25 protein-coding genes are annotated in these 24,278 nt (G+C 36.7%); 12 read left to right on the plus strand and 13 right to left on the minus strand.

Features of this window, described 5'->3' with window-relative positions; translation table 11 throughout:
- Positions 1-4: 4 nt before the first annotated feature.
- The 6 genes from V514_RS0116605 to V514_RS0116635 all read right to left on the minus strand — a co-directional run bounded on the left by V514_RS0116605 (position 5) and on the right by V514_RS0116635 (position 7,788).
- Entirely contained in the window at positions 5-1,768 is a 1,764-nt protein-coding gene (locus V514_RS0116605) for a hypothetical protein (protein WP_029500980.1), read from the minus strand.
- 451 nt (positions 1,769-2,219) lie between these two features.
- Positions 2,220-3,287, minus strand: a complete 1,068-nt coding sequence (locus V514_RS0116615) for a hypothetical protein (protein WP_029500981.1) — start codon at positions 3,285-3,287, stop codon at positions 2,220-2,222.
- Positions 3,288-3,426: 139 nt separating this feature from the next.
- Positions 3,427-4,566: an IS200/IS605 family element RNA-guided endonuclease TnpB gene (tnpB, locus tag V514_RS0116620; RefSeq protein ID WP_029500982.1), complete on the minus strand. Its 1,140-nt coding sequence runs from the start codon at positions 4,564-4,566 to the stop codon at positions 3,427-3,429.
- A 256-nt stretch (positions 4,567-4,822) separates the two neighbouring features.
- Positions 4,823-6,370: a hypothetical protein gene (locus V514_RS0116625; protein WP_029500983.1), complete on the minus strand. Its 1,548-nt coding sequence runs from the start codon at positions 6,368-6,370 to the stop codon at positions 4,823-4,825.
- 258 nt (positions 6,371-6,628) lie between these two features.
- Positions 6,629-6,802, minus strand: a complete 174-nt coding sequence (locus tag V514_RS20455) for an antitoxin VbhA family protein (protein WP_161630213.1) — start codon at positions 6,800-6,802, stop codon at positions 6,629-6,631.
- Between the two features lie 542 nt (positions 6,803-7,344).
- Positions 7,345-7,788, minus strand: a complete 444-nt coding sequence (locus V514_RS0116635) for a GNAT family N-acetyltransferase (protein WP_029500984.1) — start codon at positions 7,786-7,788, stop codon at positions 7,345-7,347.
- A 157-nt stretch (positions 7,789-7,945) separates the two neighbouring features.
- Here V514_RS0116635 and V514_RS0116640 point away from each other — a divergent pair, with 157 nt between their 5' ends.
- Positions 7,946-8,371: an Lrp/AsnC family transcriptional regulator gene (locus V514_RS0116640; RefSeq protein ID WP_029500985.1), complete on the plus strand. Its 426-nt coding sequence runs from the start codon at positions 7,946-7,948 to the stop codon at positions 8,369-8,371.
- Between the two features lie 489 nt (positions 8,372-8,860).
- Here the strand turns inward: V514_RS0116640 and V514_RS0116645 are convergent, their stop codons facing one another.
- On the minus strand, positions 8,861-9,274 hold the full coding sequence (locus V514_RS0116645) for a universal stress protein (RefSeq protein ID WP_029500986.1): 414 nt from the start codon (positions 9,272-9,274) through the stop codon (positions 8,861-8,863).
- A 13-nt stretch (positions 9,275-9,287) separates the two neighbouring features.
- Positions 9,288-10,718, minus strand: a complete 1,431-nt coding sequence (locus V514_RS0116650) for a SulP family inorganic anion transporter (RefSeq protein WP_029500987.1) — start codon at positions 10,716-10,718, stop codon at positions 9,288-9,290.
- A gap of 93 nt (positions 10,719-10,811) precedes the next feature.
- On the opposite strand from V514_RS0116650, the gene V514_RS0116655 reads away from it, so the two are divergent.
- Positions 10,812-11,363 (plus strand): recombinase family protein, encoded by a 552-nt coding sequence (locus V514_RS0116655; RefSeq protein ID WP_029500988.1) that lies wholly within the window; start codon positions 10,812-10,814, stop codon positions 11,361-11,363.
- A 165-nt stretch (positions 11,364-11,528) separates the two neighbouring features.
- On the opposite strand, the gene V514_RS0116660 is transcribed toward V514_RS0116655, so the two are convergent.
- Positions 11,529-11,918 carry a carboxymuconolactone decarboxylase family protein gene (locus V514_RS0116660; protein ID WP_035945049.1) on the minus strand — a complete coding sequence of 130 codons (390 nt, stop codon included), beginning with the start codon at positions 11,916-11,918 and terminating at the stop codon, positions 11,529-11,531.
- Positions 11,919-12,033: 115 nt separating this feature from the next.
- Here V514_RS0116660 and V514_RS0116665 point away from each other — a divergent pair, with 115 nt between their 5' ends.
- The 4 genes from V514_RS0116665 to V514_RS0116675 all read left to right on the plus strand — a co-directional run bounded on the left by V514_RS0116665 (position 12,034) and on the right by V514_RS0116675 (position 14,024).
- Complete coding sequence (locus V514_RS0116665) at positions 12,034-12,447, plus strand: Lrp/AsnC family transcriptional regulator (protein WP_029500990.1); 414 nt, start codon at positions 12,034-12,036, stop codon at positions 12,445-12,447.
- A 208-nt stretch (positions 12,448-12,655) separates the two neighbouring features.
- Positions 12,656-12,850: a hypothetical protein gene (locus tag V514_RS20265; protein WP_152528999.1), complete on the plus strand. Its 195-nt coding sequence runs from the start codon at positions 12,656-12,658 to the stop codon at positions 12,848-12,850.
- A gap of 327 nt (positions 12,851-13,177) precedes the next feature.
- Positions 13,178-13,597 carry a hypothetical protein gene (locus tag V514_RS0116670; RefSeq protein ID WP_029500991.1) on the plus strand — a complete coding sequence of 140 codons (420 nt, stop codon included), beginning with the start codon at positions 13,178-13,180 and terminating at the stop codon, positions 13,595-13,597.
- 52 nt (positions 13,598-13,649) lie between these two features.
- Positions 13,650-14,024 carry a hypothetical protein gene (locus V514_RS0116675; protein WP_029500992.1) on the plus strand — a complete coding sequence of 125 codons (375 nt, stop codon included), beginning with the start codon at positions 13,650-13,652 and terminating at the stop codon, positions 14,022-14,024.
- A gap of 208 nt (positions 14,025-14,232) precedes the next feature.
- Here the strand turns inward: V514_RS0116675 and V514_RS0116680 are convergent, their stop codons facing one another.
- Positions 14,233-15,411: an ATP-binding protein gene (locus V514_RS0116680; protein WP_035945051.1), complete on the minus strand. Its 1,179-nt coding sequence runs from the start codon at positions 15,409-15,411 to the stop codon at positions 14,233-14,235.
- A 213-nt stretch (positions 15,412-15,624) separates the two neighbouring features.
- Here V514_RS0116680 and V514_RS0116685 point away from each other — a divergent pair, with 213 nt between their 5' ends.
- The 3 genes from V514_RS0116685 (at position 15,625) to V514_RS0116695 (ending at position 18,444) form a co-directional block, all read left to right on the plus strand.
- Positions 15,625-16,317 carry a LytR/AlgR family response regulator transcription factor gene (locus V514_RS0116685; RefSeq protein ID WP_029500994.1) on the plus strand — a complete coding sequence of 231 codons (693 nt, stop codon included), beginning with the start codon at positions 15,625-15,627 and terminating at the stop codon, positions 16,315-16,317.
- 173 nt (positions 16,318-16,490) lie between these two features.
- The gene (locus V514_RS0116690; protein WP_161630214.1) at positions 16,491-17,630 is read left to right on the plus strand and encodes a sensor histidine kinase; all 1,140 of its coding nucleotides are present in this window, start codon (positions 16,491-16,493) and stop codon (positions 17,628-17,630) included.
- An 88-nt stretch (positions 17,631-17,718) separates the two neighbouring features.
- Entirely contained in the window at positions 17,719-18,444 is a 726-nt protein-coding gene (locus V514_RS0116695; RefSeq protein ID WP_029500996.1) for a hypothetical protein, read from the plus strand.
- A 214-nt stretch (positions 18,445-18,658) separates the two neighbouring features.
- On the opposite strand, the gene V514_RS20100 is transcribed toward V514_RS0116695, so the two are convergent.
- A protein-coding gene (locus V514_RS20100) for an IS5 family transposase (RefSeq protein WP_152529000.1) occupies positions 18,659-19,431 on the minus strand; the annotation gives its coding sequence in 2 pieces (ribosomal slippage) (positions 18,659-19,116 and positions 19,116-19,431; 774 coding nt in all).
- Positions 19,432-19,672: 241 nt separating this feature from the next.
- Here V514_RS20100 and V514_RS0116710 point away from each other — a divergent pair.
- A complete protein-coding gene (locus V514_RS0116710) occupies positions 19,673-19,873 on the plus strand; it encodes a cold-shock protein (RefSeq protein ID WP_029500998.1) in 201 nt (66 codons plus the stop codon).
- Positions 19,874-20,107: 234 nt separating this feature from the next.
- Here the strand turns inward: V514_RS0116710 and V514_RS0116715 are convergent, their stop codons facing one another.
- Positions 20,108-21,928, minus strand: a complete 1,821-nt coding sequence (locus V514_RS0116715) for a DUF5011/hyalin repeat domain-containing protein (protein WP_029500999.1) — start codon at positions 21,926-21,928, stop codon at positions 20,108-20,110.
- A gap of 281 nt (positions 21,929-22,209) precedes the next feature.
- Between V514_RS0116715 and V514_RS0116720 the strand changes: the two genes are divergently transcribed.
- On the plus strand, positions 22,210-22,593 hold the full coding sequence (locus V514_RS0116720) for a hypothetical protein (RefSeq protein ID WP_029501000.1): 384 nt from the start codon (positions 22,210-22,212) through the stop codon (positions 22,591-22,593).
- Between the two features lie 286 nt (positions 22,594-22,879).
- Positions 22,880-23,266 (plus strand): DoxX family protein, encoded by a 387-nt coding sequence (locus V514_RS0116725; RefSeq protein WP_029501001.1) that lies wholly within the window; start codon positions 22,880-22,882, stop codon positions 23,264-23,266.
- Positions 23,267-23,436: 170 nt separating this feature from the next.
- Here the strand turns inward: V514_RS0116725 and V514_RS20105 are convergent.
- Positions 23,437-24,209 (minus strand): IS5 family transposase gene (locus V514_RS20105; RefSeq protein WP_152529001.1). Its coding sequence is split into 2 segments (ribosomal slippage): positions 23,437-23,894 and positions 23,894-24,209, totalling 774 coding nucleotides; the frame shifts between segments, so codons are not numbered across the junction.
- Positions 24,210-24,278 lie beyond the last annotated feature (69 nt).

A 24,278-nucleotide genomic window follows, 5' to 3' on the forward strand; every position in this document is an offset into this window, starting at 1 on the left:
TTCTCTAGTCAAAGTCATCCTCATCCCATTCATCTTCGGCGTCATTGTTTAATTCATCTGTTGCTTTTTTAGAAACTTCTATCTCGCGTAATTCATAAGCATCTTTCTTTGCATTAAATTTCAAAATTTGTAACATTGTTGAATCATTTTTCTTATTAATAATTAAATTATTTTTAAAATTGCTTAGTAAAATTTCAACATCATCATTTAGTATATGAGGTAATCCACCATTAGCTAATCGCATCAAATATTCAAATAGGATTAGATTGATTTTTAAAAACACATGATCAATACTTAAATAAATATGGCTCGCTTTATAATCAATCTCTTTATTTGCGGTTTCCACACCCCAGCGCATATCCGATGCTGACACAATACGGTGTACAAATAATTTATCTGAAACAACATATAGACTATTTTCTGGAGAAGATACTAGTTGCTTAGAAAAATAGTAATTCAACCCTCGGATTAAATCTTTTTGGAAGCGTAAATCAACTCTATTTTCTTTTAAAATATGCAAGAAATTTACGCGGTGCTTATAAGCTATCATGCTGTGTTCATTGGCATTCACAATCTTTTTAGATTTCATACCACTTTTTGTTGTATTAATCTCAAAATAATATTTTCTTCGTAATCGAGGTAACCAATATTTAGCGAGATGCTGCCCTGCATTTTCTTGGTTAGAAAGTGAGCGATAGTTTGATAAATCTTGTTGGAAAAATCCATATTCTGTATCAATCGTTTTACCAAAAAGTTCTTTATGCTGTTCACTAGATGCGTCTCCAGACAAATCACCATTCAAAATAAAGTCATCTACTTTAGAATTGGAAAGTAAACCTGGATCATATTTTTGAATTTCTGAAAATGCTGGGATATCTTCGAACAAAGTATCTGGAGCAGAATGTCCAAATAAATTTTCGTAATAAACTTTACGAGCTTGCTCTTGCAATTCTTTATTTTTAGCACTATGAATATCTGTGCAACTTAATCCTCCCAAGTGCAAATAGGTGAGTTGAATTAACAACTCACGAATTGTCATATGTACTTGAGTAGTATCTAATGAGCGATAAATACGATTTAATAACATTCTCACTTCTTTTTGCTTCAATTTTTCATGATTGTGATAAATAATACAATTTCTTTGTTGCTTGCAATTATTGCAAATCATCCAATTATCTTCTTCATTCCATTCTTTAATAATGTTTTGCGCGTAAATGGAACTTGAGCTATGTAGCAAATTATAAACATGAAGTTTTTCATTTTTTTCTCCAGCTGGATCAGTTAACTGCATGACGATAATTTTAAATAATTGTGCCAGTTTTGAATCTTGCAGTAAAGCATGTGTTAATTTACCTTCATTTGCAGCTATTAAATAAAAGACATCTTCTGTTTGCATCGCATTTTTTAAATGATTCAATTCCTTATTAATCACACTATCCTGTAATTCAGATAAGTCTTTTATTATTCTTATTTTTTTCCCATTATAAACAATGTCTTCTATGCCACTTTCATCCCACTGTTCTAATTCTTTTTCCGTAAGCGCTGTATAGACATTTCGACATATACGTGTTTTACCATCTCCTGCGTTCCCAGTAATGATGATAGAAGTAGGGCTAGATTTCATTGTATTTAAAATCGTTTTATTTATTTCGGATTCAATTTCAAATTGAACTTTACTTGTATATTCATCATAAATTTTTGTGTAATCCGCTGTTGTTAAATCATAGTTGCCCATAAATTGAACAAATGGATTCATCATATTCTCCATATACTTTTTCCTCCACTTTAAAATATTCAATATCTGCTAAGTAAATTTTATCATAAAATCATGTCATAATTTGCAGAAAATAGAATTACATTAGAAATTACTATAAATTATATAGGTCATTTGAATTTAAAATTTGAGAGCGTAAAATATTTTGTGTAAATGAAAAAAATCCATAAAAAAAGAAGACCCATTCTTAGGAGAATAAAGTCACAGCAACCAACGTTACTCTTTTTCTTTTCTTCTTTCATCCTAATCCCTCCCCCTATTTTCATACGCTTTTGTACTTAATAAGTTTCATTTTTTAAACAAATTTTACTAAAAACAAAAATCCATCTCGCAAAAGTAAATTGTTCTACTTTTATGAGATGGAAAAAAACTAGACTTTCATATCATCTACAATATGATTACGCTAAAATTCTTGTCGTTATTTATACAAAGTTATACATTCCCACTACAATTTCCGACTATACGCAACCAGTGTCTGTTCCACGCTTATTAATTCATCTGCTAATGCATGTTCATGGATACCTGCTGTTCCTAGTACGGTCATTAAGCGTTCAAATGCCTGAAATGGATCTTTTGAAATCATTGGCTCGATTAATTCAAGCTGATTTTTTACGTTATGTAATGATGTCATATCTTCCTTATGGTAAGTTGAAAAGGCGTCATTTACTTTTTCTGAAAACTGCTCTTGTAAGGCGTCATATTTATGCATCTTTGTTTGTTCCTTATATTGTAGTACGCGCTGCATTTTTTCAATTAAGTGCTGTAAAGCTAATGAAAAAGCAGCTTGTTCTTTTTTTGCGAACATTTTTTTCATATTCAGCGATAATTTGCCGCCTTGCTTCATGCCAATATACGTACCGACGATTGGAAACACGATGCCCCCTGCACCAGGGAGCACCACATTCCCGACTAAACCTAACGCAACTTTACCAATTGCCGCTGTCGTGGCGCGACTTGCGGTGTCAAATGCGACATTTCTCGTTGCTGTACGCAATTTAATGCCGTCTTTATACATGCGTTTGGCATTCGTCAACGAACTCACGCCAAATGTAATCCACGGAATTTCAAAATCCGTTAAATTGTCCGCATGAACAAGTGTCTGTTGCGTCGTTTTAATCACTTCTTCACGCGTTACCGCCGTGCTATAAACCAGTGGATTATTCTCATACATATTCGCCAATTCTTGGTTTACATAGACCGGAATATCGGGATATTTTGCGAAATGTTGCTCGACAATCGCGTTTGAAGCGCCACATTTCACTTGGAAGCGCTCGCCATCAACAAGCATATCCCACCCCACTTGATTTGATGTCTCTGGAAATTCGACATCATGCCCGGCTGCCGTTAGCTGCTGGGCAATCATCCGCTCCGCTACATAGCCTTGCAGCTGTGCCATATTTCCAGTCAAATTGGCTGTATCGATCGTACTCGCAAAATTGGATAACGCGAGTAAATTCGATAAATCCTCACTGCGCGCAAAATCAATGCCTTTAACAGCTGTCGGGTTGATCATGCAATAATCATTTGAACTACCCCCACTTAGCCGTTCTTCGAACGTGCTTGAAGTGGGCGATTCCTACGAACAGTGCTTGCTTGTTTCTATTTACTCGAAACAGCGGCTTCACTTTTTTAGTAGGCTATCCCCGTAGTTCCTACGGTTGTTGCTTTAAAAGTCTTAACCCTTCGATTAAGATATTCTTACTTGCATTAATATCTCGGTCTAGTGTCGTACCACAAGATGAACAAGTCCATACACGAATATCTAATGGTTTCTTGCCATCTCGATGACTGCAAGTATGACAAATTTGGCTCGATGGATAGAATCTGTCGATTTCGACAATTTTTCTATCGAGCCATTTCGCCTTATATTTTAGCTTGGTCACAAATTCAGACCATGACACATCCGCTATCGCTTTTGCCAACTTATGATTTTTCATCATACCTTTGGTATTTAAGTCCTCTAAGCAAATGACGTCATATTGACGAATCAATTCCGTTGATAGCTTGTTTAAAAAATCTTCACGTTGAAAAGCAACACGCTCACGCAAACAAGCTACTTTACGACGTTGTTTTTGATAGTTCATACATTCACGCAAGTCACGACATTCTTTTTTCGCTTGTTCGTAGCGACGTGATAACTTGCGCTGCTCACGTTTTAACTTCTGTTCCATTTTGGCTGTAAAGCGTTGGTTATCCACTTTACGTCCATCGGACAGAACCGCAAAATCGGTGATACCTAAATCAATTCCTACAGTTTCATTTGTTTTAGGCAATGGCTTAAAGTCTGGTACTTCACATAGGACAGACACGTAAAACTTACCACTCGCATTATATTTGATTGTCGCCTTTAAAATACGCCCTTCAATTTCACGCGATTTTACAAACTTTACAAGTCCTAATTTTGGTAGCTTCATTTGATTACCGACAATCGCAATATTGTTATTCGTATTCTTCGTTGTATAACTTTGAACTGGATTCTTTTTACTTTTGAAGCGTGGATATTTATTTTGCTTTTTAAAAAAACGTTTAAAAGCGTCTATTAAATTTTCATAAGAGGCTTGTAATGCCACACTATCTACGTTGCGTAGCCATGCCGTTTCATCTTGTTTTTTCAGCTTTGTGAGCATTTTGGACATAATGGAACGATTCAACCCTTTTCCTTCTTCATAAGAAGTATTCCACAACTCAAGAAAATGGTTATAGACAAAACGACAATGCCCATGTGTTTGATGTATGAACGCTTGCTGGTTTTTATTTGGGTAGATACGGAATTTATACGCTTTATGTGGCATGACAGACGCCTCCTTTTTTCGAATAGTATAACGGGAACAGATGTTCTTTTCAACAAATTAGCACTGGCAGAATCATTGGGTTCGCAGAATACCCCTCCCTCCTCACTACGTTCCTTGAGGGAGGGGTATTCTGCGAAAAAATGATAAATTGCCGCGTTTTTTTTCTTTCTTTTCGATTGAACACTCTAGCGCGGCTTTAAAGTTTCCGTCACGCCAATAGTGCCAAAATGTCTCGTTCGTAATCATTCGCTCTGCCTCACTTTACATCTTTTAAACCGTACCACCGTTTTTGGTGCACTTTTAAATCCTTTTCTTGTGCTGAAATATGCTCCTTTAATTTAACTAACGCCTTTTCAGCTTCCGATATTTTCTTACTGCACTCTTGCTGCTGTTGCTTACAAGATTTTATTTGTGCGTTTATTACTGCGATGGCTTCCCAATATTTTTTTAAACAAGGCGGCTTCATCTCAATTGCTTCATCAACCCGTTGTTTCGCTACGCGTTCATATAACTTGTCGCAGTCACTAATTTTACTTCTAAGGCTTGTATTAGCGACTAAATTTTTAACCGCATTAAACATGCCTTTATTTGCATCATTTAATGCAATCTTTTTTTCTAGCTTAGCTTTATCCAATAAAATAGTTTTCATACCTGACGATAATTCAAGATAGCGTGCAGATTTTTCGTTTTCAGGAATATCTTCTAAAAATTTTGCTATTTGTGCGATTTGTTGTTCTCTATCTTGCTCTTGCTTAATTTCTTCTAAAAATGCTTTATTTTTTAATTCACGATACGTTGACAATTGATGCTCATATTCTTTAGAGCTATCTTTCAATTTATGAATTTCGCGTTGAATCGCTTTTTGTTTTTCATATGGCACCATCCAAGCTTCGATGAAAGCTTCATAATGTCTACCTTCAGGCTCTCCCATCATAATCGGTAGCAGCAGTTGTACAACACCGACAGGCACAAACATTTTACTTACTTTATCATTTTGCTTTTTAAGCATCACACCGCCCCCTGCAGCGATTGCGATTAACCCGATAGGCCCTGTTAATATAGAAAACGCAGATGTTAAAAATATGTACGAACTAAATGACAGTGTAATGCCAAAAAAACCTGTAATGGCGGCAATGGTACTTGTTAACGTCGTGAAAGCCGCAAAACCCATCACCTCAACAATAATTGCAAGCATGGCCGCAGAACCTTGTGTCAGCATAAGATCGCGGATTGTACGACTCGTCAGGTCATTAATATTTAATTTTTCCTTAATTTCTTTTTGCTTATCTAGTGGAAGTGATTGTAAATAATGCTCGACTTGGTCAATAAATTGTTCATTTTCCCCATCATCTAAATCTTGTATCGTCGCATCAAATGACTCAAAAATCTTTTGCATTTGAAAGGTCACAAGCTGCCTCGCTTCTAACTCCTGTTGAGGTTGACCGTGCACAAACTCTCGATATTCTTTATCTTTTTTTAATTGGTGTTGATGTGTTTCGACGACAATGCGCTCACACGCCGTTTCAAAGTCTTTTTTCGTATTGTAATAACTCCCAGGTAATTTCAGTTGTTTTTGAATATGTAAAAACAATTCCAGCTGCAGCTCCGTATCCGAACGTTTTTTTAATCTTTTAATCGCCTCATTTAAGCTCTTTTCAAAGTGATCCACCTCTTTATTAAATACATCTTGTGTCTTGGCCATTATTAAACTCTTTAATTCCGTTTCACATACAAGTGCATAAATTAACCGCAATTCGTCCCCCGTTGCGGCTGTGATTCCCTGTGCTAAATAGTGTCCATTCATAGTTGTCACTCCTCCTATTTATTTTAGCACTTATTACTCAAATTAAAAGAATTTTAAATCCTTAATACCTATAAATGACGATAAATAGAACCTATCTAGCAATTATAATTTCAAAAAAACTGAAACAGGACTCCCTTGTTGCTATTTAACAAAACGTTCGTCGAATTCCTTCCCTATTTTCGTACGTCCAGGCGTTGAATAATGTATAATTCGCCGTATAAAAAATGAGTACGCATGTAAATACGTACTCATTAAAGTTCATCTGAATTGCTGTAAAATGGTTTGTTTCAATTGGCTAGATGAAATATCACCATTCTCATATTTTTTTAATAAATTTTGCGTGAATATTGTAGGTTTTCCACCATCGAGCGCAGCCATACCTATCGCAAATTGAATTTGTTGTTGTCGTTCTAAGCGTGACTTACCTTTCATACGGTCCACTCCTTTAAAATGAAATAGTACGTTTAGTATACCGTATTTTGTGTGTTTTTATGGATGTTGATGGACCTGTTGACATGGATCAAATTGTCAGTGAGATATTTATTTACAATCGTAAATTGGATATATACAGATAAAAGAGGACGAATATTATAGTATACTAATGGATAGGTAACACTTAGTTGGACAGAAATTATAAGGTTTAGAGGGCGATTTCTAATCCACTCAATTAAGAAGCGCTTTATATGGAGCAATGTGCATGATAGCCTTTCTTGGCTAATATAGCTGGATTTCTGTCATAAAAAGTCATGCACAGAGAGGCTCCATGTCAAGCTGATTCTGTGCTCCATAAGCTTTGGAGCACCCCTCATAAAAGTTGTCTAAAAGTGTTGACATACCAACTAAGCGAATCTACTACTTCTCCATTTTTATCGATTATAATACTGTCGGGTTCCTTATTTGCCTCGGTCACAGCCCTATAATAAATAAATATTTTGCAATACCGCCCGATTGTGGAATAATAAATAAGTTTGTGATTAATCTAAACTTAATTCATATTGATAGAATTGTGAATCTCTTATGTAACCATTTTTTTTATATAATTTTTGTGCCTTATGATTATCTAGTGCCGTACTTAGGCTTATATTTTTAGCACCTGTTTCAATTGCATAATCTTTTACTTTTTTTAAAAGCATTTCTCCAATTCCTTGTTTTCTAGCTCTTTCTTCTACATATAGGTCATTCAGTATCCATGCTCGCTTCATAGATAATGATGAAAAAATAGGATAAAGTTGAGTAAACCCTACATACTCTTGATTGTTTTTCACAATAAATATTACAGAATCCTTGTTCTCTAAACGCTCTTTTATATAATCCATAGCCCCTTCTAAATCTGATGCTTTTTGATAAAATTTACGGTACAAATTAAATAAATTTGATACTCCTTCTAAATCTTCCATGGTAGCTTGATATATTTCCATATAAAATCCCCTTCCTCTATCATTGATTTTTTATTCATTACAATTTTATATGGTATATTATTCTAAATACATAAATATTTTAAGGTTTTTTGAAAAATTAACTAATTTTAAACTTTAATTAAATATACATACTTAAATATTTAAGGTGGGAACTAACTTGGACGAAATAGATCAAAGTATTCTTATTCAACTTCAAGAAAATGCTCGAATATCAATGACAGAATTAGGAAAGAAAATTGGACTTTCAACTCCTGCGACAAACGAAAGAGTAAAAAAACTGGAAGATAAAAAAGTTATACAAGGGTATAGAGCTGTCATTGATCCGGAAAAACTTGATAAAAATATAACAGCATTCATTTTATTCGATACAAAACAAGGTGGGAAATTCAAAGATTTTTGCCAAGAGCAATCTGTAGTAGTAGAATGCCATCGTTTAGCTGGTCAGTTTAGTTATTTAGTAAAGGTCGTAACGGAATCAGTCAAAATGCTCGAAGAATTTATTGATGCTACTTTACATTTTGGCGAGCCGACTACCTTATTAAAATTATCTTCTGTCGTGGAATATAAACCAATTACTAAATAGAGTGATAAATACGCGTTTGAGGATGTACAAAAATGCTCATTTAACCATGTTGACATTTATACCCAAACCGGAGCAGGTGCTCGAGGGCGGCGGGGGGAGGGGGATTAGTGTGGAAGTGCGTGGGAAATGAATGGAGGCGATGGTGCAGCGAACGAGAGTGAGCGCTACAACATCGCTTCCTTAGTGTGATTGCAATCGGATAGAGCTGGGCGCGTGTAGGATGGCCGGGATCTGCATGATAGTCCACACGCTAGGAGGCGGCGAGGCGGGGCATGATTTAACAACTATTGCAGTTAGTTTTTTTAGGACCATCTTCAGTAAAAATATGGCTGATATTATAATAGAGTACATAGAATCACGTATATAAAAAGAAAAAAGTCACGATCATTGATACGACAATAATCATGACTTCTTTGTATATTCCCAAACTTTGATTTGGGAACGTTTTTTTATATAAGATAGTATTAAAAATTCATTAATTATATTTTTTTATTTCACTATAAGCGCTGGACATTGTACACGTTTCATCACCTTATGACTTACGCTACCGAGAACCATCTCTTGTAAGCCATTTAACCCTCGGCTACCGATCACCACGATATCTACTTTATTTTCATTGGCATACTTCACGATTTCAGGACCTGGTGTGCCATGTAAGATTGTTAATTTAAAATGCTTGTCAGCTGCTCGTAGCACTTCTTCAACAGGTACTACTTTACGTTTACGTTCTAGCAGTAAACTTTCAGTAGACCCTGCATGTAGCATTTCCTTTTTCGCTTTGTCGAAATCAGCGACATACACCATTTCGATTAACGAATCGTTTGAAGCGATTTTTACCGCCTCTTTTGCAGCACGTACAGCATTTTCCGAACCATCGACTGCTAATAAAATATGTTGATACATCCGTAATCCCCCTTTAATGTGCACTACTTATGCCAAGTAATTGTTTATATAACTTTTCACTTGCCGGATTCATTCCAATGACTTGAACCGTTTTTCCTTGTCCTTCTAGCTTAGTAACAACTTTCACAACAGCCCCTACTGCTGATTCGTCCCATAAATGACTACTTGATAAATCAATCGTTACACTATTCGTTTTTGCTTCTTCAATCGTTTTTACGAAATTTTGTGTTGAAGCGAAGAATAATGGACCCTCAACGATAAATGTGCCGTTATCTTGATGAACACGTACCTTTGAAATCGATGCGACAAAGAATAACGAGCTTAAAATAACTCCTAGTACAACTCCAATTGCTAAGTTGTCTGTATAAACAACAACTGCCACCGTTGCGAGCATCACAAATACATCGCTTTTCGGTGCTTTGACAATGTATTTAAATGACCCCCAATCAAATGTGCCGATACTTACCATAATCATAATCCCGACAAGTACTGGCATTGGGATGTCAATAACGACATTTCCAAGTACCAAGATTAAAAACATTAAAAACACACCAGCAATTAGTGTTGATAAACGGCCTCGTCCACCAGATTTCACGTTAATCATCGACTGACCAATCATTGCACAACCTGCCATACCTCCAAAGAAACCATTCACGATGTTCGCGATTCCTTGGGCACGTGCTTCCATATTTTTATTTGATTTTGTATCCGTCATATCATCCACAATCTGGGCTGTCATCAGCGATTCCATTAAGCCAACTAACGCAAGTGCTAAAGCGTATGGGAAAATAATTGATAATGTTTCAAAGTTAAATGGTACGCCTGGAATAAAGAAGCTTGGTAAACTTTGTGTAATCGCACCTAAATCACCAATTGTTTTCATTTCTAAATTCATCATAATTGCAACAGTTGTTAATAACACAATCGCGATCAAAGGAGCAGGGATCGCTTTAAAATAACGTGGCACGACATAAACAATCACCAATGTGATTGCTATAAAGATATATGTTAGCGTACCTTCTCCTAGAAAATGTGGTACCTGTGCCATAAAAATTAATATAGCTAGTGCATTAACAAAGCCAATCATTACGGCATTTGGAATAAAACGCATTAACTTCGCGATACCAAACACCCCGAATAACATTTGAATAACCCCTGTTAAAATCGTTGCTGCTAATAAATACTGTAATCCGTAATCTGCTACTAAATCGACAATCACGAGTGCCATTGCACCCGTTGCAGCAGAAATCATTCCAGGTCTACCACCAACAAATGCTATAATAACAGCAATAGAAAATGACGCATAAAGACCGACCATTGGATCGACACCAGCGATGATGGAAAAAGCGATTGCTTCTGGTATGAGTGCTAAAGCGACGACAATCCCTGCTAAGATGTCTCCACGCACATTACCGAACCATTGTTGTTTTAAACTTTGCATGATATTCTCCTTCTTACTTAAAATAAATTCTTTGAATATCATAGCACACTTTTCCCAAAATGGAACCTTTATAGGATTAAAATGGAGTGAAATTAAATGATTTACGGTTATCAACGCCCACTATATAACGATAAAGATATGCAATTGCAAACGGCTGCTTTAAAAGACTGTGACCACATTTTTACTGAAAATCACGGGCGTGCGAAGAAACGTATCGCTCTCGAAGATTTACTAATGACGATGAAAAAAGGCGATACCATAAAGGTGCTTCGTTTCTTTAGTATTGCTGATACGACAAGACATTTAGAAGAATTGCTAAAAATCTGTAAACGTGATGAAGTAACAATTCAATTTATAGAGGGAAATATTACATCTATAAAAATCCTCGAAAAATCGTTAGAACAAGTTTTACAATTCTTTTTAACATTCCAAAGTGATATCGTGAAGCAATCTACTACTTTGGGGATGGCTGAAGCAAAAGCAAAAGGAAAATCAATCGGGCGACCTAAAAAATCTGATGACAATATAAAAAAAGCGATTGAAATGTACCAGACTGAAAATTTTACGTTGCTTGATATAAAAAATGAAACAGGCATTAGTAAATCAACACTATACCGTTATTTAGAGTCCATCGAAGCTAAAGAATAGTAAATTAAAGCGCTAATACTAATATCAAAAAACAAGCCTACTTAGATTAATATTGAGCAGGCTTGTTTTTTGACATTATTAAAGATTTTATTCAGTTTTTGATTCCCAAAGCGATGTTTGGGAACTAAATTGCCTGTGACCAAATATAAATCTAATAAAATACTGTTATTTGCTGATAATTGGTTGAAGTTGGTGTAAAGCACCAAGATATTGAGAAGCAGTTATAAAACAAATAAATGCTAATAATTCGTCCTTTTCTTCTTTCGTTAGATAATCATTTAAAACTTCTGTAACTGCAAGAGGTGTCTGTCCTTTTGATTTGAGAAAAGCTTCTGCATATCCAGTACACACTGCCATTTTTTCATCGTATAATCGTGGATTCGGTTTACCTTTAGCTTTGCAATAGAGGCAGCCATTCTCTTGCGCTAAGGTTTTTCGCACTTCTTCTTTCAAATCTGCAGACAAATGATTGTCTTTTTCAAGGACTTCGCTCATCTTTCCCCATAAAGATTGAACAGTTAGGTCAAAACTTAATAATTGTTGAAATGGTGTCATTCTTTCATTACCTCCCTTTATGGTTATTTATTTTATCAATTAAAAAATCATATATACATTCCATATTTAAAGTATTAAACTATATACACTTTAAATATTGGAGGTATTTTTAAAAATGGATTTAATTGATGAAAAGATCATAAAAGAGTTATCCAATGATAGCAGATTATCAATGAGCGAGTTAGGTAGACGCATACATTTAAGTTCCCCAGCAGTAAAGGAAAGAGTTTTACAGTTGGAAGAAAAACAAATTATTAAGAAATACACAATCGAACTAAATCAAAAAAATTATGGATACCCCATTAGTGCTATTATTGAAGCAACGATTAAAAATACAAGATATGATGATTTTAAAGCATATATAAAAAGTGAAGAAAATATCGATTTTTGCTATCGAATCGCTGGTGCTGCTTGCTTTATGCTAAAAGCCAATTTTAAAACATTCGAAGAAGCAGAAGCCTTTATTGACGGAATAATACCATTCGCACATACAAAAACAAACTTTATTTTTTCTAATGTTATAGAATAAAAAGATTGCCAATGTTTTTAAGAATGCACCCATTTTTTGATTCCCAAACCCGTATTTGGAAATATTTCTTACTTAACGTTGTAAAGCAATACTTTTCTGATAAGAACTCAATAAGCGTCCATATGCTTCTGATCAAACCGAATACTTACAGGTCACAGCATGGTTTGAGAAGAAAAGCTGGCACACTGACTTATCTATTTTCATAAATATGGCGCATTATCCCCGTCCTAATGGTTGGTCGAACTACGAGCGTCATGGTCTAGGCTATACGATTGAATTCGCTACAGGTATAGCGCGCCGCAACTTTAGCGAAATGGTACAAGTATCGAAACAGCTTACCGATGACGCTATCATCACCCTATTTAATAAGCAATCAACTTCAAACAGCCATGCAGCCGTTTAAGCGATTGAAACAAGAGGCTGGGACAAAACATTTCATTTCCCTTTTTTAGCGTTCGCAACAAAAAACCGGAACAGCGCCACAGCGCGATTCCGGTTTTTCTTATGCTCATTTGAGAGGACGTTTTTACACTTATGTCCCAGCCTCTTTATTTTTGTTACGACCATTGTGAAACAACCGCTGCAGCGGTTGCAGTAAAGCGTTTGAATAATAAAATCAAAAGGAGCTAACTATCATGGCAATTGCAAAAAGATCAGACATATTTCACTTTTCCAAACTAGACGATGAATCAATTATGTATTACCAAAAGGAAACTATTAAAAATGATAAATGGGTCAAAACAAAAGAAAAATCGATGACATTATCAACATTAGCGATACAACGAAAGAGAAATTCGCGCATATTCTTAGACATCTTGATGATGTATGGCACTTCGACAAAGACCGAAATCCTGTAACATACGACAGTGTGAATGAAGAACGTCCGACCATCAACGGTGAAGAATTCCAAGAAATTGCTGACCTTATTAATACGGAATTTGGTCAACCTGTTTTAGCCATTACCTATGAAGATGAATTTGTCTACGATCGTAATTTCTTTTTCCGATACATTACACGTAAAGAAATCAACAAACTGTCGATTTTGGAACGCTTACAGCTACACCATTTATTAGAACACGTTGGCGCAGAATTTAAACGACTACCCGTCGAGGAAGATTGCAGCATCAATTTCTCCTACTATCACCAATAACACTCAAAAAGAGCATTTAACATGACAGACACAATTAAGGAACGGAATAACAATGTACAAAGAATTTTACTTCACAAAAGCACATGATGGTCATGTGTTATATGAAAGCGAAATCGTCAAACGCGACGAACTAATGGTGATGATTCAACATAATGAAACACTACCAGCAACCGATTTAGACGATTGCGGCCAAAACCTTCGTAGCCTAATGACAAAGGCAACATACACGCCCACAGAGCCTAGTGATAACACCCCTTACTTATCTGTCATCTATGACGATTTAGATTCGGCAAACGAGCAATTTTACTATTTAAACGTTACGGCAGAGGAACTTGATACAATGAATCCGCAGATGGCGCTCGCACTTATTGCCGAGCACACCCCGTTTGAACGTAATTTCACAACGGGCTTATCCGCTAAATACTGAAGCACTCGTACTTTAGCAGCCTGTATGCTTTGCTCCGTTGCTACAGGAGAAAAAGCATTTTCCTGATACATGGCAATTTGCTGAAAGCGTAGAAAGTCCTTTTCCGGTAGCTGGCCTTCTAACGCCCATTTCAACTGCTGTAAAATATCCTTAATTTGCTGGTTATCTGTTGCTGCTTCTAACTGTAAACGTAAGTCCTTCGCTACCACTAATGACTCCCCCAACGTAAATAGAATAAGAAAATCGGGTCTAAAATATAAAGCGTTTGGTCCTTCCATTCAAATACCTTATAAATGTTTTCACGCTCATCAATAATGAGCTGCAATTTCGCAATGGCATCCCGAATCGCCTTTTTATCTGGCTTAGGTCCTGCTGTGATGAAGGAATCGATGCGTTGCTTTAGTTCATCGATTGTCATCCCCATTAAAGGTGGGTCAATGGCAATCGCTTGAATAATTAGCGTATAAAGATCAACATGACCATCCTTCACTTGGAACTGCTTACGCTCCCTGCCTCGCGTAGAAGGGCCGTCCTTTAATACCTTCACGACGTCTCGGTATTCAAAGTTCATTGTTGTAAATTTAAATGCTGTTTCTAATACCTGTTCAGGAATTTTCTTCAGCTCTTTTTCGTCTGCATCCAGTAGCGTACAAATACTTAAACAAATGTACTGCATCAGCTGTGGTGAGGTTAAGCTTTCTACCGCAATTCGTTCAATTAACACTTCATCAATTGGAATACCTAGCTTTTCAAAGCCTAGTCGAGCAATTTCCTCTAGCTCTTGTAATTGCCATGGCTGAATATTAATTAAGCTTAGACGTCCTTGTAAATCAGCATTTTTGCGAATCGCATCATCTGCTCGGTGTGGCAATGAAATGACGATTGCCTTAAAATCTCGGCGAATCGCATCCTTTAATTGCTGGGCAATATACAGTTGGCTGTCCTCTGGTGCAGAGTGAAAATCATCGAGCACAAGCACCTTATTATGCTCCTTAAAATACGCAATGACACGATCCTTATGCAGCATGAAGTTCTCCGTCTTTTGCTGACGTTCCTCTCCAAATTGCTGCTCCTGACTAAACTGACCACTTAACGGTAAGCCTGCCTTAGCCCCAATAATTTGCCAAAAATCAAGGTAGTTGGTAAAGTCAGCACCCGATACCTCAACTAAATGCTCAAAATCGACAACACGCTCGCATAGCACCGACTTCCCCATTTTAGACGGCCCGACAATCGATGTTAAACAGCCTGAAATTTTAAGTGCCTGTCGCAAACGCAACTCATAATTAATTTCAATACCAATATCCGTTGATTTTCGTGATACATACGTATGCTCTGGAAACGCTGCAGGACGAAAGACATTTTCAGCTAACAACTTCACTTTCATCACCTCTGATTACTTTTTATATATTTTAACCTATTTTTAACGGTTTTAAAAAGATTTAATAGGTTTTAATGATTTTTAATAAACTTTATCGGTTTTAATATCCACTCAAATTTTCTTAAATCATGCAACGATGTGCTTTTTAATAGCCGTTTTCATATTGACGTGCCCCTTCTTCATGCTTTACGCTTTAAATCGAAAGGAATTGAGTTACCGATGTTACTTACGATTTGTGAAGACGAGCCCCTGATTGCTCAAAAATTAGAGCATATCATTCACCTGGCATTTCCTTCTCTTAAAACACAATATGTGTCTTCTGGAGAGGCATTATTAGCTTCTGGAAAAGCAAACATTTATTTACTTGATATACGGCTTACCGATTTTAACGGTATACAACTAGCGAAGCAAATTCGAGCAGAACAGCCACATGCACAAATTATTTTTATTACCGCTTATGAGCAATATGTATTTGACGCATTTGATGTAGAGCCACTGCACTATTTAGTCAAACCGATTGATGAACAGAAGCTAAAGAGCGTTGTCCAGCGAGCGATTGTGAAATGCGAGGAAGCACCTGTACAACAAACATTCACCATTCAAGTTGGTCAGGAGACGGCCGTACTGAACATCGCTGACCTTTATTTTGCAGAAGTACAAGGCCGAAACATCACGCTTCATCTTGCTGACCAAATACTTACCTATTCTGGTCGTATGGCGCATTTAGAGCAGCAACTACAAGGGCCATTTTTCCGTAGTCATCGCTCCTACATCGTGCATTTCAAGCATATTCAGCGCTACGATCAAACGACGATTACATTCACGAATGGCAAGATCGCCTATATCGCTAGAAATCGGTACAAGCTGTTTCTTCAAGCCTTTACCGCCTTTTTACATGAGGGCATCACATGAACATCGATGCTGTTTTTGAAATTGTGCCAGAAGTTTATTTCATTATTTATTTGCTTTGTATCACCATACCGTTTTTACTATTTATTCGCCCTCTATTTATAAAAAAATGGACTGTATTTATTGTCGCTATTAGTTATTTTTTTACAATGATTGTGCTTGACCAGATCCCCTACATGCTTTCGAATTTTACGGCTTATTTACTTGGCAATGTGGTTGCATTCATCGTCATGATTACGCTTGAAAAAGGAAACATCGCAGCGAAGTTTCTTTATTCTAGCTTGTTCTTTGCTGTTCGTTGGCTGTTACCGAGTATTTTTAACACGATTGAGATATATACCGTCCTGGACTGGCTACTTACACAAAGTACCCCATACGCTTTAGTAATCGTTTGGACGGTGGAATACGCTTGCCTATTTGGCTGCTTTTTCATCATTTGTAAAACACTCCACCGTTCTTTAACAACGATTCAACTGACGATGCGCAGTGCGTTTATTTTATGTATTCCTGCATGTGTAAGTAGCATGAGCTATTTTTTAGTGAAAACCTGGCAAACAGAACCGCCTACATCTCAGGTAGAGCTTGTCCTTTTCCTGTATTATGTGGCACTCCTTTGCATTCTTCTTGTGTTTGTGCGTATTTATGTGGAACAAGAACGTGCAAAAATCGCGCTCGCACAGCAATCTTCCTTACACACACAGCTGCAAATGACGAAGCAGCATGTGACGTATATTGAAGAGCTGTATGATGAATTAAAAGGGTTAAAGCATGATTTAGGCAACCATTTTGAGGTGCTCGGACAGCTAATGAAGCAAAATGACACGGCAAATGCACAGCACTATATGGCGCATATACAAAAGGAGGCAGCGAACTTAGCCACGCTTTCAACAGGTCATCCTGTTACCGATGTCATTTTACAGCAAAAACGACAACAGGCTGCTCAACACCAAATCGAACTACAATCAAGCTTTTACTTTCCAAAGCAACTGCAAATCGAGCCGTTTGATATGAGTATCGTATTGAACAATTTACTCGACAATGCAATCGAGGCAACGAAGCTTTGTGATGCGAAAACCATCTCAACCCGATGCTCACGCCAGCACGATGTATTTTTAGTTCATATTGAGAATCCCATTTCGACGAAGCTTCAGCTCGATACACGAACGGGTCTTCCACTTTCAACAAAATCGTCTTCTTTACATGGCATTGGCCTGTTAAACGTGCAAGCGACACTTCAAAAATACGGGGGGCATTTGACGTTTAACGAGAAGGACGGATGTTTAATCGTAACAGCCCTTTTTGTTGACCATTCATAACAGGAAATCAACCATTCGTGACCAAACACTCGAACCCCTTCAAATGTGACCGAAACAGCAAGTAGCATCACCTTTAGGAGGAATCGAGATGAACATACAATTTAAGCAACCGATGCAAGCGCTAGCGTTTCATACACCGACTTTAAAAGCACAAGCATTCGTAAAATCAAATGATGGACCAAAAGATACTTTATCGATTGGTCAACAGGCACGTCATTTATTCAATCAGCAATCATCGAACAATTCATTTGTTGAAAATTTAATGAAGCAACGTGAAAATTTACTTGAAATGAAAAATAACCTAACGGAACGCTCACTTGAAAAAGGAGAGAATCCTTCAAGCTTAAAGGAACAAATGAAGCAGTTTGAGCAGCAGCTCGCAGACCTTGACGCACAAATTGCACAGGCACAAAAGGAAAAGCAAACTACATCGAATGAAAAACAAAAAGAGAATAAGCCAAAGACAGTAGAGGAAGCCATTTTTTCACAAGCACGCTTATTAGAGCAAACGAAAACAATCGGGCAAATGGAACGTTCATTAGCACGTGAAAAAGCTTCATTAGAAAGTGAAATGAAGCTTGACGCTACTAGAGGTGTCTATAGTGAATATAAAGCCAATCGGATCACAAAAATTGACGACCAAATGGATTTTGTACAAGCGTCATTGATCGAACAAGTATCTAGCACACCAGCTAAGGAAGCATTTAACGAGGAAGAATCCGAAGAATTGACCATTCAAGAGCAACTGAATGAAAAAGCTGAAGAAGAGCAAGCGTTCGAAATGAATAGACACCAGCAAAATAACCATGCATAGCTCACGTTGAAGAAAGGAAGTGTACATCGCTGCTTTCTTCAATAAAGTTGTACAATTTTTCAATTTCTGCACACATTTTATAGGCGTCCCACCACCAACAAACCGCAAAACATACGCTAAGCAAATTTCGACATGAAAAAAGCCGATTTTCCCTACGCTAAGGAATGATCGACTGTCTATTGTTGGAGTAGAGGGTGTAGTGAGTCTAGGAAAATCAAAAGATGCAGTTGAAAATCGCAGCGATATAAACGAATGCCAAAAAAGAAGTGGCTAATTTGTCGTAACGGGTTGCCACTCGACGAAAGTGTTTGATTTTATTGAAAAAGCATTCGACTACGTGCCGCTCTTTGTAGAGATACCAATCGACAGACCACGGTTCTTTGGCGTTCGTACGTGGTGGAATCGTATAATGTGCGCCTTTACTTGTCAGTTTGTCGCGAATCGCCTTTGTACCGTACGCTTTATCACCTAATACGTTACTGCCCGCGATTGGAAGTTGGTCGAACATATCACAAGCAGGTTGGCTATCATGCACGTTTCCAGCTGTTAGTTGAAATAACAATGGGTTGCCTAACGCATCCACAATGGCATGGATTTTCGTTGTTTTTCCGCCACGACTTACACCGATGTGTTGGGCAACTTCGGTATCGATGGCGTTTTTTTTGCCCCCGCACTATGTTGGTGAGCGCGAACGCTTGTTGAATCGATGCTTACGTTTTCAAAATCAGGTTCGATTTGAAGCGCCTGAAAAATCAAAATGAGTGTCCCGTCATTGCGCCATTTACAAAAGCGCGCATATGCCGTTTTCCAAAAGCCATAGCGTTCTGGCAGATCACGCCAAGGTGCGCCACTACGCGCAACCCACAGCATCGCATTGAACATCTCACGGTTACTTCGTTTTGAAGGACGACCGGTTGTGTACGGTGGGAAGAACCCTTCAATTTGTTTCCACTGTTCATCTGTTAATTCGTAACGACTTGGCGCCATTTCATCCACCCCATTTTCTGATTTACACCATTATATCATGGGGTGGAAATAGTTTTTAGACAGAACCTAGACAAATCGGTTTTCATGCTATATACTTGAATTAATAAGAATATTACAAGAAACAATAAATTCACCTATTTCAAAGAGTATTTCGTTTTTATTAGTACTTTTTGTAATATGTGAATTTTTTCTTTTTGAAAAATCGATCTTATTAATATTATCTATAATGGAGGTCATTTAAATGACACAAGGTACAGTAAAATGGTTTAACGCAGAAAAAGGTTTCGGTTTCATCGAAGTTGAAGGCGGCGCGGACGTATTCGCTCACTTCTCAGCTATCCAAGGTGAAGGTTTCAAATCTTTAGACGAAGGTCAAAAAGTTGAATTCACAATCGAAGACGGCCAACGCGGTCCTCAAGCTGCAAACATCGTAAAACTTTAATTTTTACGACAAAAAGACATCCTCAGGGATGTCTTTTTTTATTTATTTTAAAATGATAAAATAACTGCTAAATCATCGACAATTATTGTGAATCATCGTTAGCTTCTCTTTCACTGATGAAGAATTTTTAATTTTTTTAAGATTGCTATCTGCAAAAAAAGCTCCCAGCTATGAGCTAGGAACTTATAAGGATAATCATTTCGATCATATTATCTAAGCATCTAAAATTGATAATTATTCACGTGTATTTGGAATTGGCGCAAATACGTCTGAAAAAGTTGCTACAATTTCGTTGCCGCATGCTTTTGAGGATTGTGCAACCCCTATAAAGTCACCATTTAATCGACCAACAATAATGCCTGAAATACAAGTTGCTAATGTGTCATTGTTAAAACCAATACCATCAAAATATTTCGTTAGCAATGCTTGTTCAGCAGCAGCTTTTACAGAGCCCGTTACATGTCCTAATAATAAGTCTTTTGCGCTTAACAATGTCTGTTTCTCATACATAGATACTAATGCTTGTTGCGCTACACTTAGTAGTTGATCGTTCTCGATATTGTGACTACTTAATGTGATATTTGGTACAAGGTTATTAGTAAATTCTACAAAATAGGAATTTGGCGTAAAGATAACTTTTTGTCGAATAGTAGTTCTGGTCTCTTCTGAAAACCCTTGGAATTCATACTCGTAATCACTTATTTTTCGTAAGCCTAGTTCCGCTGTTTTTAATTCGTGCTCTGAGTATCTACCTGTATAGTCCTTCCCAACTACACCCCAAATTATGTTTTCTTTCTTTTTATATGTTGAACCACTTGCTTGTAATTTAATTTTAACTTTATTTTTTAGTTTAATTGAATCTTTCGTTTTTTCGATTTTGATATCATCTAACTGAACAATAGATTTTTCTTTTTTTAATACAATGAAAGAAATTTTATTTGTAGCCGTTTGTCCAGCATAGTCTGTTGCTTTGTACGTAATAGTGTAATTTCCTGGCTCTTCATAAGATATGCCACTTACTTTTTTGCCATCTTTTTTAAGTGATGTTTTTACCTTTATTTTACGTCCTAAATTATCTTCAGCGCTAAAATCTGGGTAAAGTGACAGCTTTAAATTCATACCTAAATCTTCATTTAGCGGCACGATATATTTACCGTCTTTTTTAACGTAAAAGGCTTCTTTAGCTTTTACTTCCTTAAACTCCGGTTTCTTTTTCAGTTTAGAATCTTTTACTTTTTTTCCTTTATAATACCAATGACTTTTAAAATGGATTAATTTCGTATATAGTTTACCTGTTTTAGTTACGTAAATTTTGTTTTTTACTACATAATAAGTTGGCTTTTTTGTTACGATACCACCTTTAATATTAGCAGGCAATTCAATCGGACTAAGCTCATCGCCTATCTTTTTATTATTTAATGCAAGCTTACGTAATGCATCGGCTGTGCCATAAATAATATGCGACGAAGATTCATCGCCCTCCACTTCATTTGCATGGATATCTTTAATAACTGCGAGTAGCATATAGTAGTCCCCTACTTTATATACACCAGCATTCGTAGTAGCGATCATTTTTTTAGGTGTAGCAATTGGCTTTCCAAGTGTTTTTGAAATACTCTCTGCAGTAAACATTTTTCGGTAAGCGTCCCATTCAATCGCAACGACTTTATATTTTTTCTTTGCCTCTGTCGATAATTTATCAAAGGCTTTACGTTCTTTACTGCAATAATAATTATTATGTTGACAGTAATAATGTAAGTCCACAGTTTTTTTACCATTACTAATATAAATCACTTCATCCATATGACCAAAATCATTTGCTAAACTCGCCTTGTAAGTAGCACCGATTTTTGTTTTAGTATGCGGCAAACTCTTTTCTTTTATAATTTTCTTCTTTAGCTTTTCACTAAATTCTAACTTTGTATCTGGATTAAAATAGGAAGTCTCCTGATATTTAAAGTCTTCACTTGCATCTGGATAAGCGAACGTTTTATCTACGTTTACGCCTAAAATAATGGCGAAAAACGCCGTGACTGCAACAAGTATTTTCTTCAATTAATCACCTCATTTATTTTTAAAATCATTATACAGAAAAAAATGATCATAAAATCCTTATCCTTCATTTTAAAGAAAAATATTCTATTAATATAAGAAATTAACGTATAGAATATTTTTCACTTTATAAAATACATCCAAAAAGCTTTAGAAAACATTAAATATAAAGTCCCTAGAATCAATAAAAACACATATAATATCGCTATTAATTTACCATTTACTTCAAATTTTTTTAAAATTATTATATAATTATTTTTACGACACCGTAAGGAGGAATATGGATGAAAAAATTAATTTCAAGTTTATTAGTCGGTACGCTAGCGTTTAGCGCTGTTTCTGTAATCGATACGAGCTCATCTAACACCGTGAAAGTAGCAGAAGCGAAAGCAAAAACAAAAGCGCAGATCATGAAGGAAGGAAAAAATAAAGTTAAGAAATATTTATATTCGCGAGGATATAAGAAGAAAAATATTATTTTCAGAGGATCATCACGTGATAAAAATGGTAATCTATATTTCTTAGTATATGAAGATCGTCCAGAGAGGAATTCGGAATTTCGTATTGGAGAATTTAAACTTACGAAGAGCTCTAACTATAAAAAACTATATCAAGTAGATTACACAAATCCAGATGGAAAATATATACTCGTAAAAAAATTTAAATAACGGCTATCAAACCACCTTTTTCCGCTACCGAATTGGAAGAAGGTGGTTTGATTTTTCTCATACACGCTATGACTATCTCAGTCATTATGAAAAGGCAGTTTTCACTAAAACTGTCGTGAAGCTACTATACAACCTACCTAAGTTGTGAAATCCGATTTCACAGTAAATAGTGATTGCGATGCAATTCATACTAAACTCATTGACTTTGTTAAGTAACTCTTTTAAAGTAGCTTACAAATAGTAACTGTTTATTAAATAAACGGCTTACAAAAAAAGGAGTGTTTTGATGAAGCAACAATCAATCGCCATATTAGTATTACGTGTTATGTTAGGGATCTCGTTTTTGACGCACGGTATTTCAAAATTCCAAGGAGGGATTGATCAGACAGCAGCTTGGTTTGATAGTATTGGTATTCCAGGAGCGATGGCGTACATTGTCGCCGTTGTAGAAATTGTCGGTGGCTTGATGATGATTTTCGGTATTGCCGTGAAATATGTAGGTCCTGCATTTGTCGTTGTGATGTTAGGTGCGATTTTTACTGTGAAAAAAGATTTTGGCTTTTTAGGAAATGACAATGGGAGCGGTTATGAGTTAGAGCTTGTGCTCGCTGTCATCTCACTATTTTTCGTACTCATTCCGAAAGAGTTTGCGAAAATCCGTTCTAAAAGCTAAAAATCACGATCGTCTCTATATATCTTCATACAACGCTACACCTTTGTTAAAAATACGTGTAAAATAAGTTAAATGGCTTTGGCCAAATGCGTAAAATAGTTAGGAGTAGACGATTTTGTTACAAAAATATTTAGCACTCATTATATTAGGACGTGTCTAAAAACTCTACCTTATTGCGTCAACTTGAAAATCGCAGCGATATAAACGAATACCAAAAAAGAAGTGGCTAATTTGTCGTAACGGGTTGCCACTCGGCGAAAGTGTTTGATTTTATTGAAAAAGCATTCGACTACGTGCCGCTCTTTGTAGAGATACCAATCGACAGACCACGGTTCTTTGGCGTTCGTACGTGGTGGAATCGTATAATGTGCGCCTTTACTTGTCAGTTTGTCGCGAATCGCCTTTGTACCGTACGCTTTATCACCTAATACGTTACTGCCCGCGATTGGAAGTTGGTCGAACATATCACAAGCAGGTTGGCTATCATGCACGTTTCCAGCTGTTAGTTGAAATAACAATGGGTTGCCTAACGCATCCACAATGGCATGGATTTTCGTTGTTTTTCCGCCACGACTTACACCGATGTGTTGGGCAACTTCGGTATCGATGGCGTTTTTTTTGCCCCCGCACTATGTTGGTGAGCGCGAACGCTTGTTGAATCGATGCTTACGTTTTCAAAATCAGGTTCGATTTGAAGCGCCTGAAAAATCAAAATGAGTGTCCCGTCATTGCGCCATTTACAAAAGCGCGCATATGCCGTTTTCCAAAAGCCATAGCGTTCTGGCAGATCACGCCAAGGTGCGCCACTACGCGCAACCCACAGCATCGCATTGAACATCTCACGGTTACTTCGTTTTGAAGGACGACCGGTTGTGTACGGTGGGAAGAACCCTTCAATTTGTTTCCACTGTTCATCTGTTAATTCGTAACGACTTGGCGCCATTTCATCCACCCCATTTTCTGATTTACACCATTATATCATGGGGTGGAAATAGTTTTTAGACAGAACCTA

The sequence above is a fragment of the Kurthia huakuii LAM0618 genome (genome assembly GCF_000505545.1).
Classification (GTDB): Bacteria; Bacillota; Bacilli; order Bacillales_A; family Planococcaceae; genus Kurthia; species Kurthia huakuii.

What these genes read in the sequence shown, in the direction of transcription:
- V514_RS0116605 (WP_029500980.1), bottom strand. Translation starts at nt 1,768, where the DNA reads ATGGAGAATATGATGAATCCATTTGTTCAATTTATGGGCAACTATGAT.
- V514_RS0116615 (WP_029500981.1), bottom strand. Translation starts at nt 3,287, where the DNA reads ATGATCAACCCGACAGCTGTTAAAGGCATTGATTTTGCGCGCAGTGAG.
- tnpB (WP_029500982.1), bottom strand. Translation starts at nt 4,566, where the DNA reads ATGCCACATAAAGCGTATAAATTCCGTATCTACCCAAATAAAAACCAG.
- V514_RS0116625 (WP_029500983.1), bottom strand. Translation starts at nt 6,370, where the DNA reads ATGAATGGACACTATTTAGCACAGGGAATCACAGCCGCAACGGGGGAC.
- V514_RS20455 (WP_161630213.1), bottom strand. Translation starts at nt 6,802, where the DNA reads ATGAAAGGTAAGTCACGCTTAGAACGACAACAACAAATTCAATTTGCG.
- V514_RS0116635 (WP_029500984.1), bottom strand. Translation starts at nt 7,788, where the DNA reads ATGGAAATATATCAAGCTACCATGGAAGATTTAGAAGGAGTATCAAAT.
- V514_RS0116645 (WP_029500986.1), bottom strand. Translation starts at nt 9,274, where the DNA reads ATGTATCAACATATTTTATTAGCAGTCGATGGTTCGGAAAATGCTGTA.
- V514_RS0116655 (WP_029500988.1), top strand. Translation starts at nt 10,812, where the DNA reads ATGATTTACGGTTATCAACGCCCACTATATAACGATAAAGATATGCAA.
- V514_RS0116660 (WP_035945049.1), bottom strand. Translation starts at nt 11,918, where the DNA reads ATGACACCATTTCAACAATTATTAAGTTTTGACCTAACTGTTCAATCT.
- V514_RS0116665 (WP_029500990.1), top strand. Translation starts at nt 12,034, where the DNA reads ATGGATTTAATTGATGAAAAGATCATAAAAGAGTTATCCAATGATAGC.
- V514_RS20265 (WP_152528999.1), top strand. Translation starts at nt 12,656, where the DNA reads ATGGCGCATTATCCCCGTCCTAATGGTTGGTCGAACTACGAGCGTCAT.
- V514_RS0116670 (WP_029500991.1), top strand. Translation starts at nt 13,178, where the DNA reads ATGGGTCAAAACAAAAGAAAAATCGATGACATTATCAACATTAGCGAT.
- V514_RS0116675 (WP_029500992.1), top strand. Translation starts at nt 13,650, where the DNA reads ATGTACAAAGAATTTTACTTCACAAAAGCACATGATGGTCATGTGTTA.
- V514_RS0116680 (WP_035945051.1), bottom strand. Translation starts at nt 15,411, where the DNA reads ATGAAAGTGAAGTTGTTAGCTGAAAATGTCTTTCGTCCTGCAGCGTTT.
- V514_RS0116685 (WP_029500994.1), top strand. Translation starts at nt 15,625, where the DNA reads ATGTTACTTACGATTTGTGAAGACGAGCCCCTGATTGCTCAAAAATTA.
- V514_RS0116690 (WP_161630214.1), top strand. Translation starts at nt 16,491, where the DNA reads ATGCTTTCGAATTTTACGGCTTATTTACTTGGCAATGTGGTTGCATTC.
- V514_RS0116695 (WP_029500996.1), top strand. Translation starts at nt 17,719, where the DNA reads ATGAACATACAATTTAAGCAACCGATGCAAGCGCTAGCGTTTCATACA.
- V514_RS0116710 (WP_029500998.1), top strand. Translation starts at nt 19,673, where the DNA reads ATGACACAAGGTACAGTAAAATGGTTTAACGCAGAAAAAGGTTTCGGT.
- V514_RS0116720 (WP_029501000.1), top strand. Translation starts at nt 22,210, where the DNA reads ATGAAAAAATTAATTTCAAGTTTATTAGTCGGTACGCTAGCGTTTAGC.
- V514_RS0116725 (WP_029501001.1), top strand. Translation starts at nt 22,880, where the DNA reads ATGAAGCAACAATCAATCGCCATATTAGTATTACGTGTTATGTTAGGG.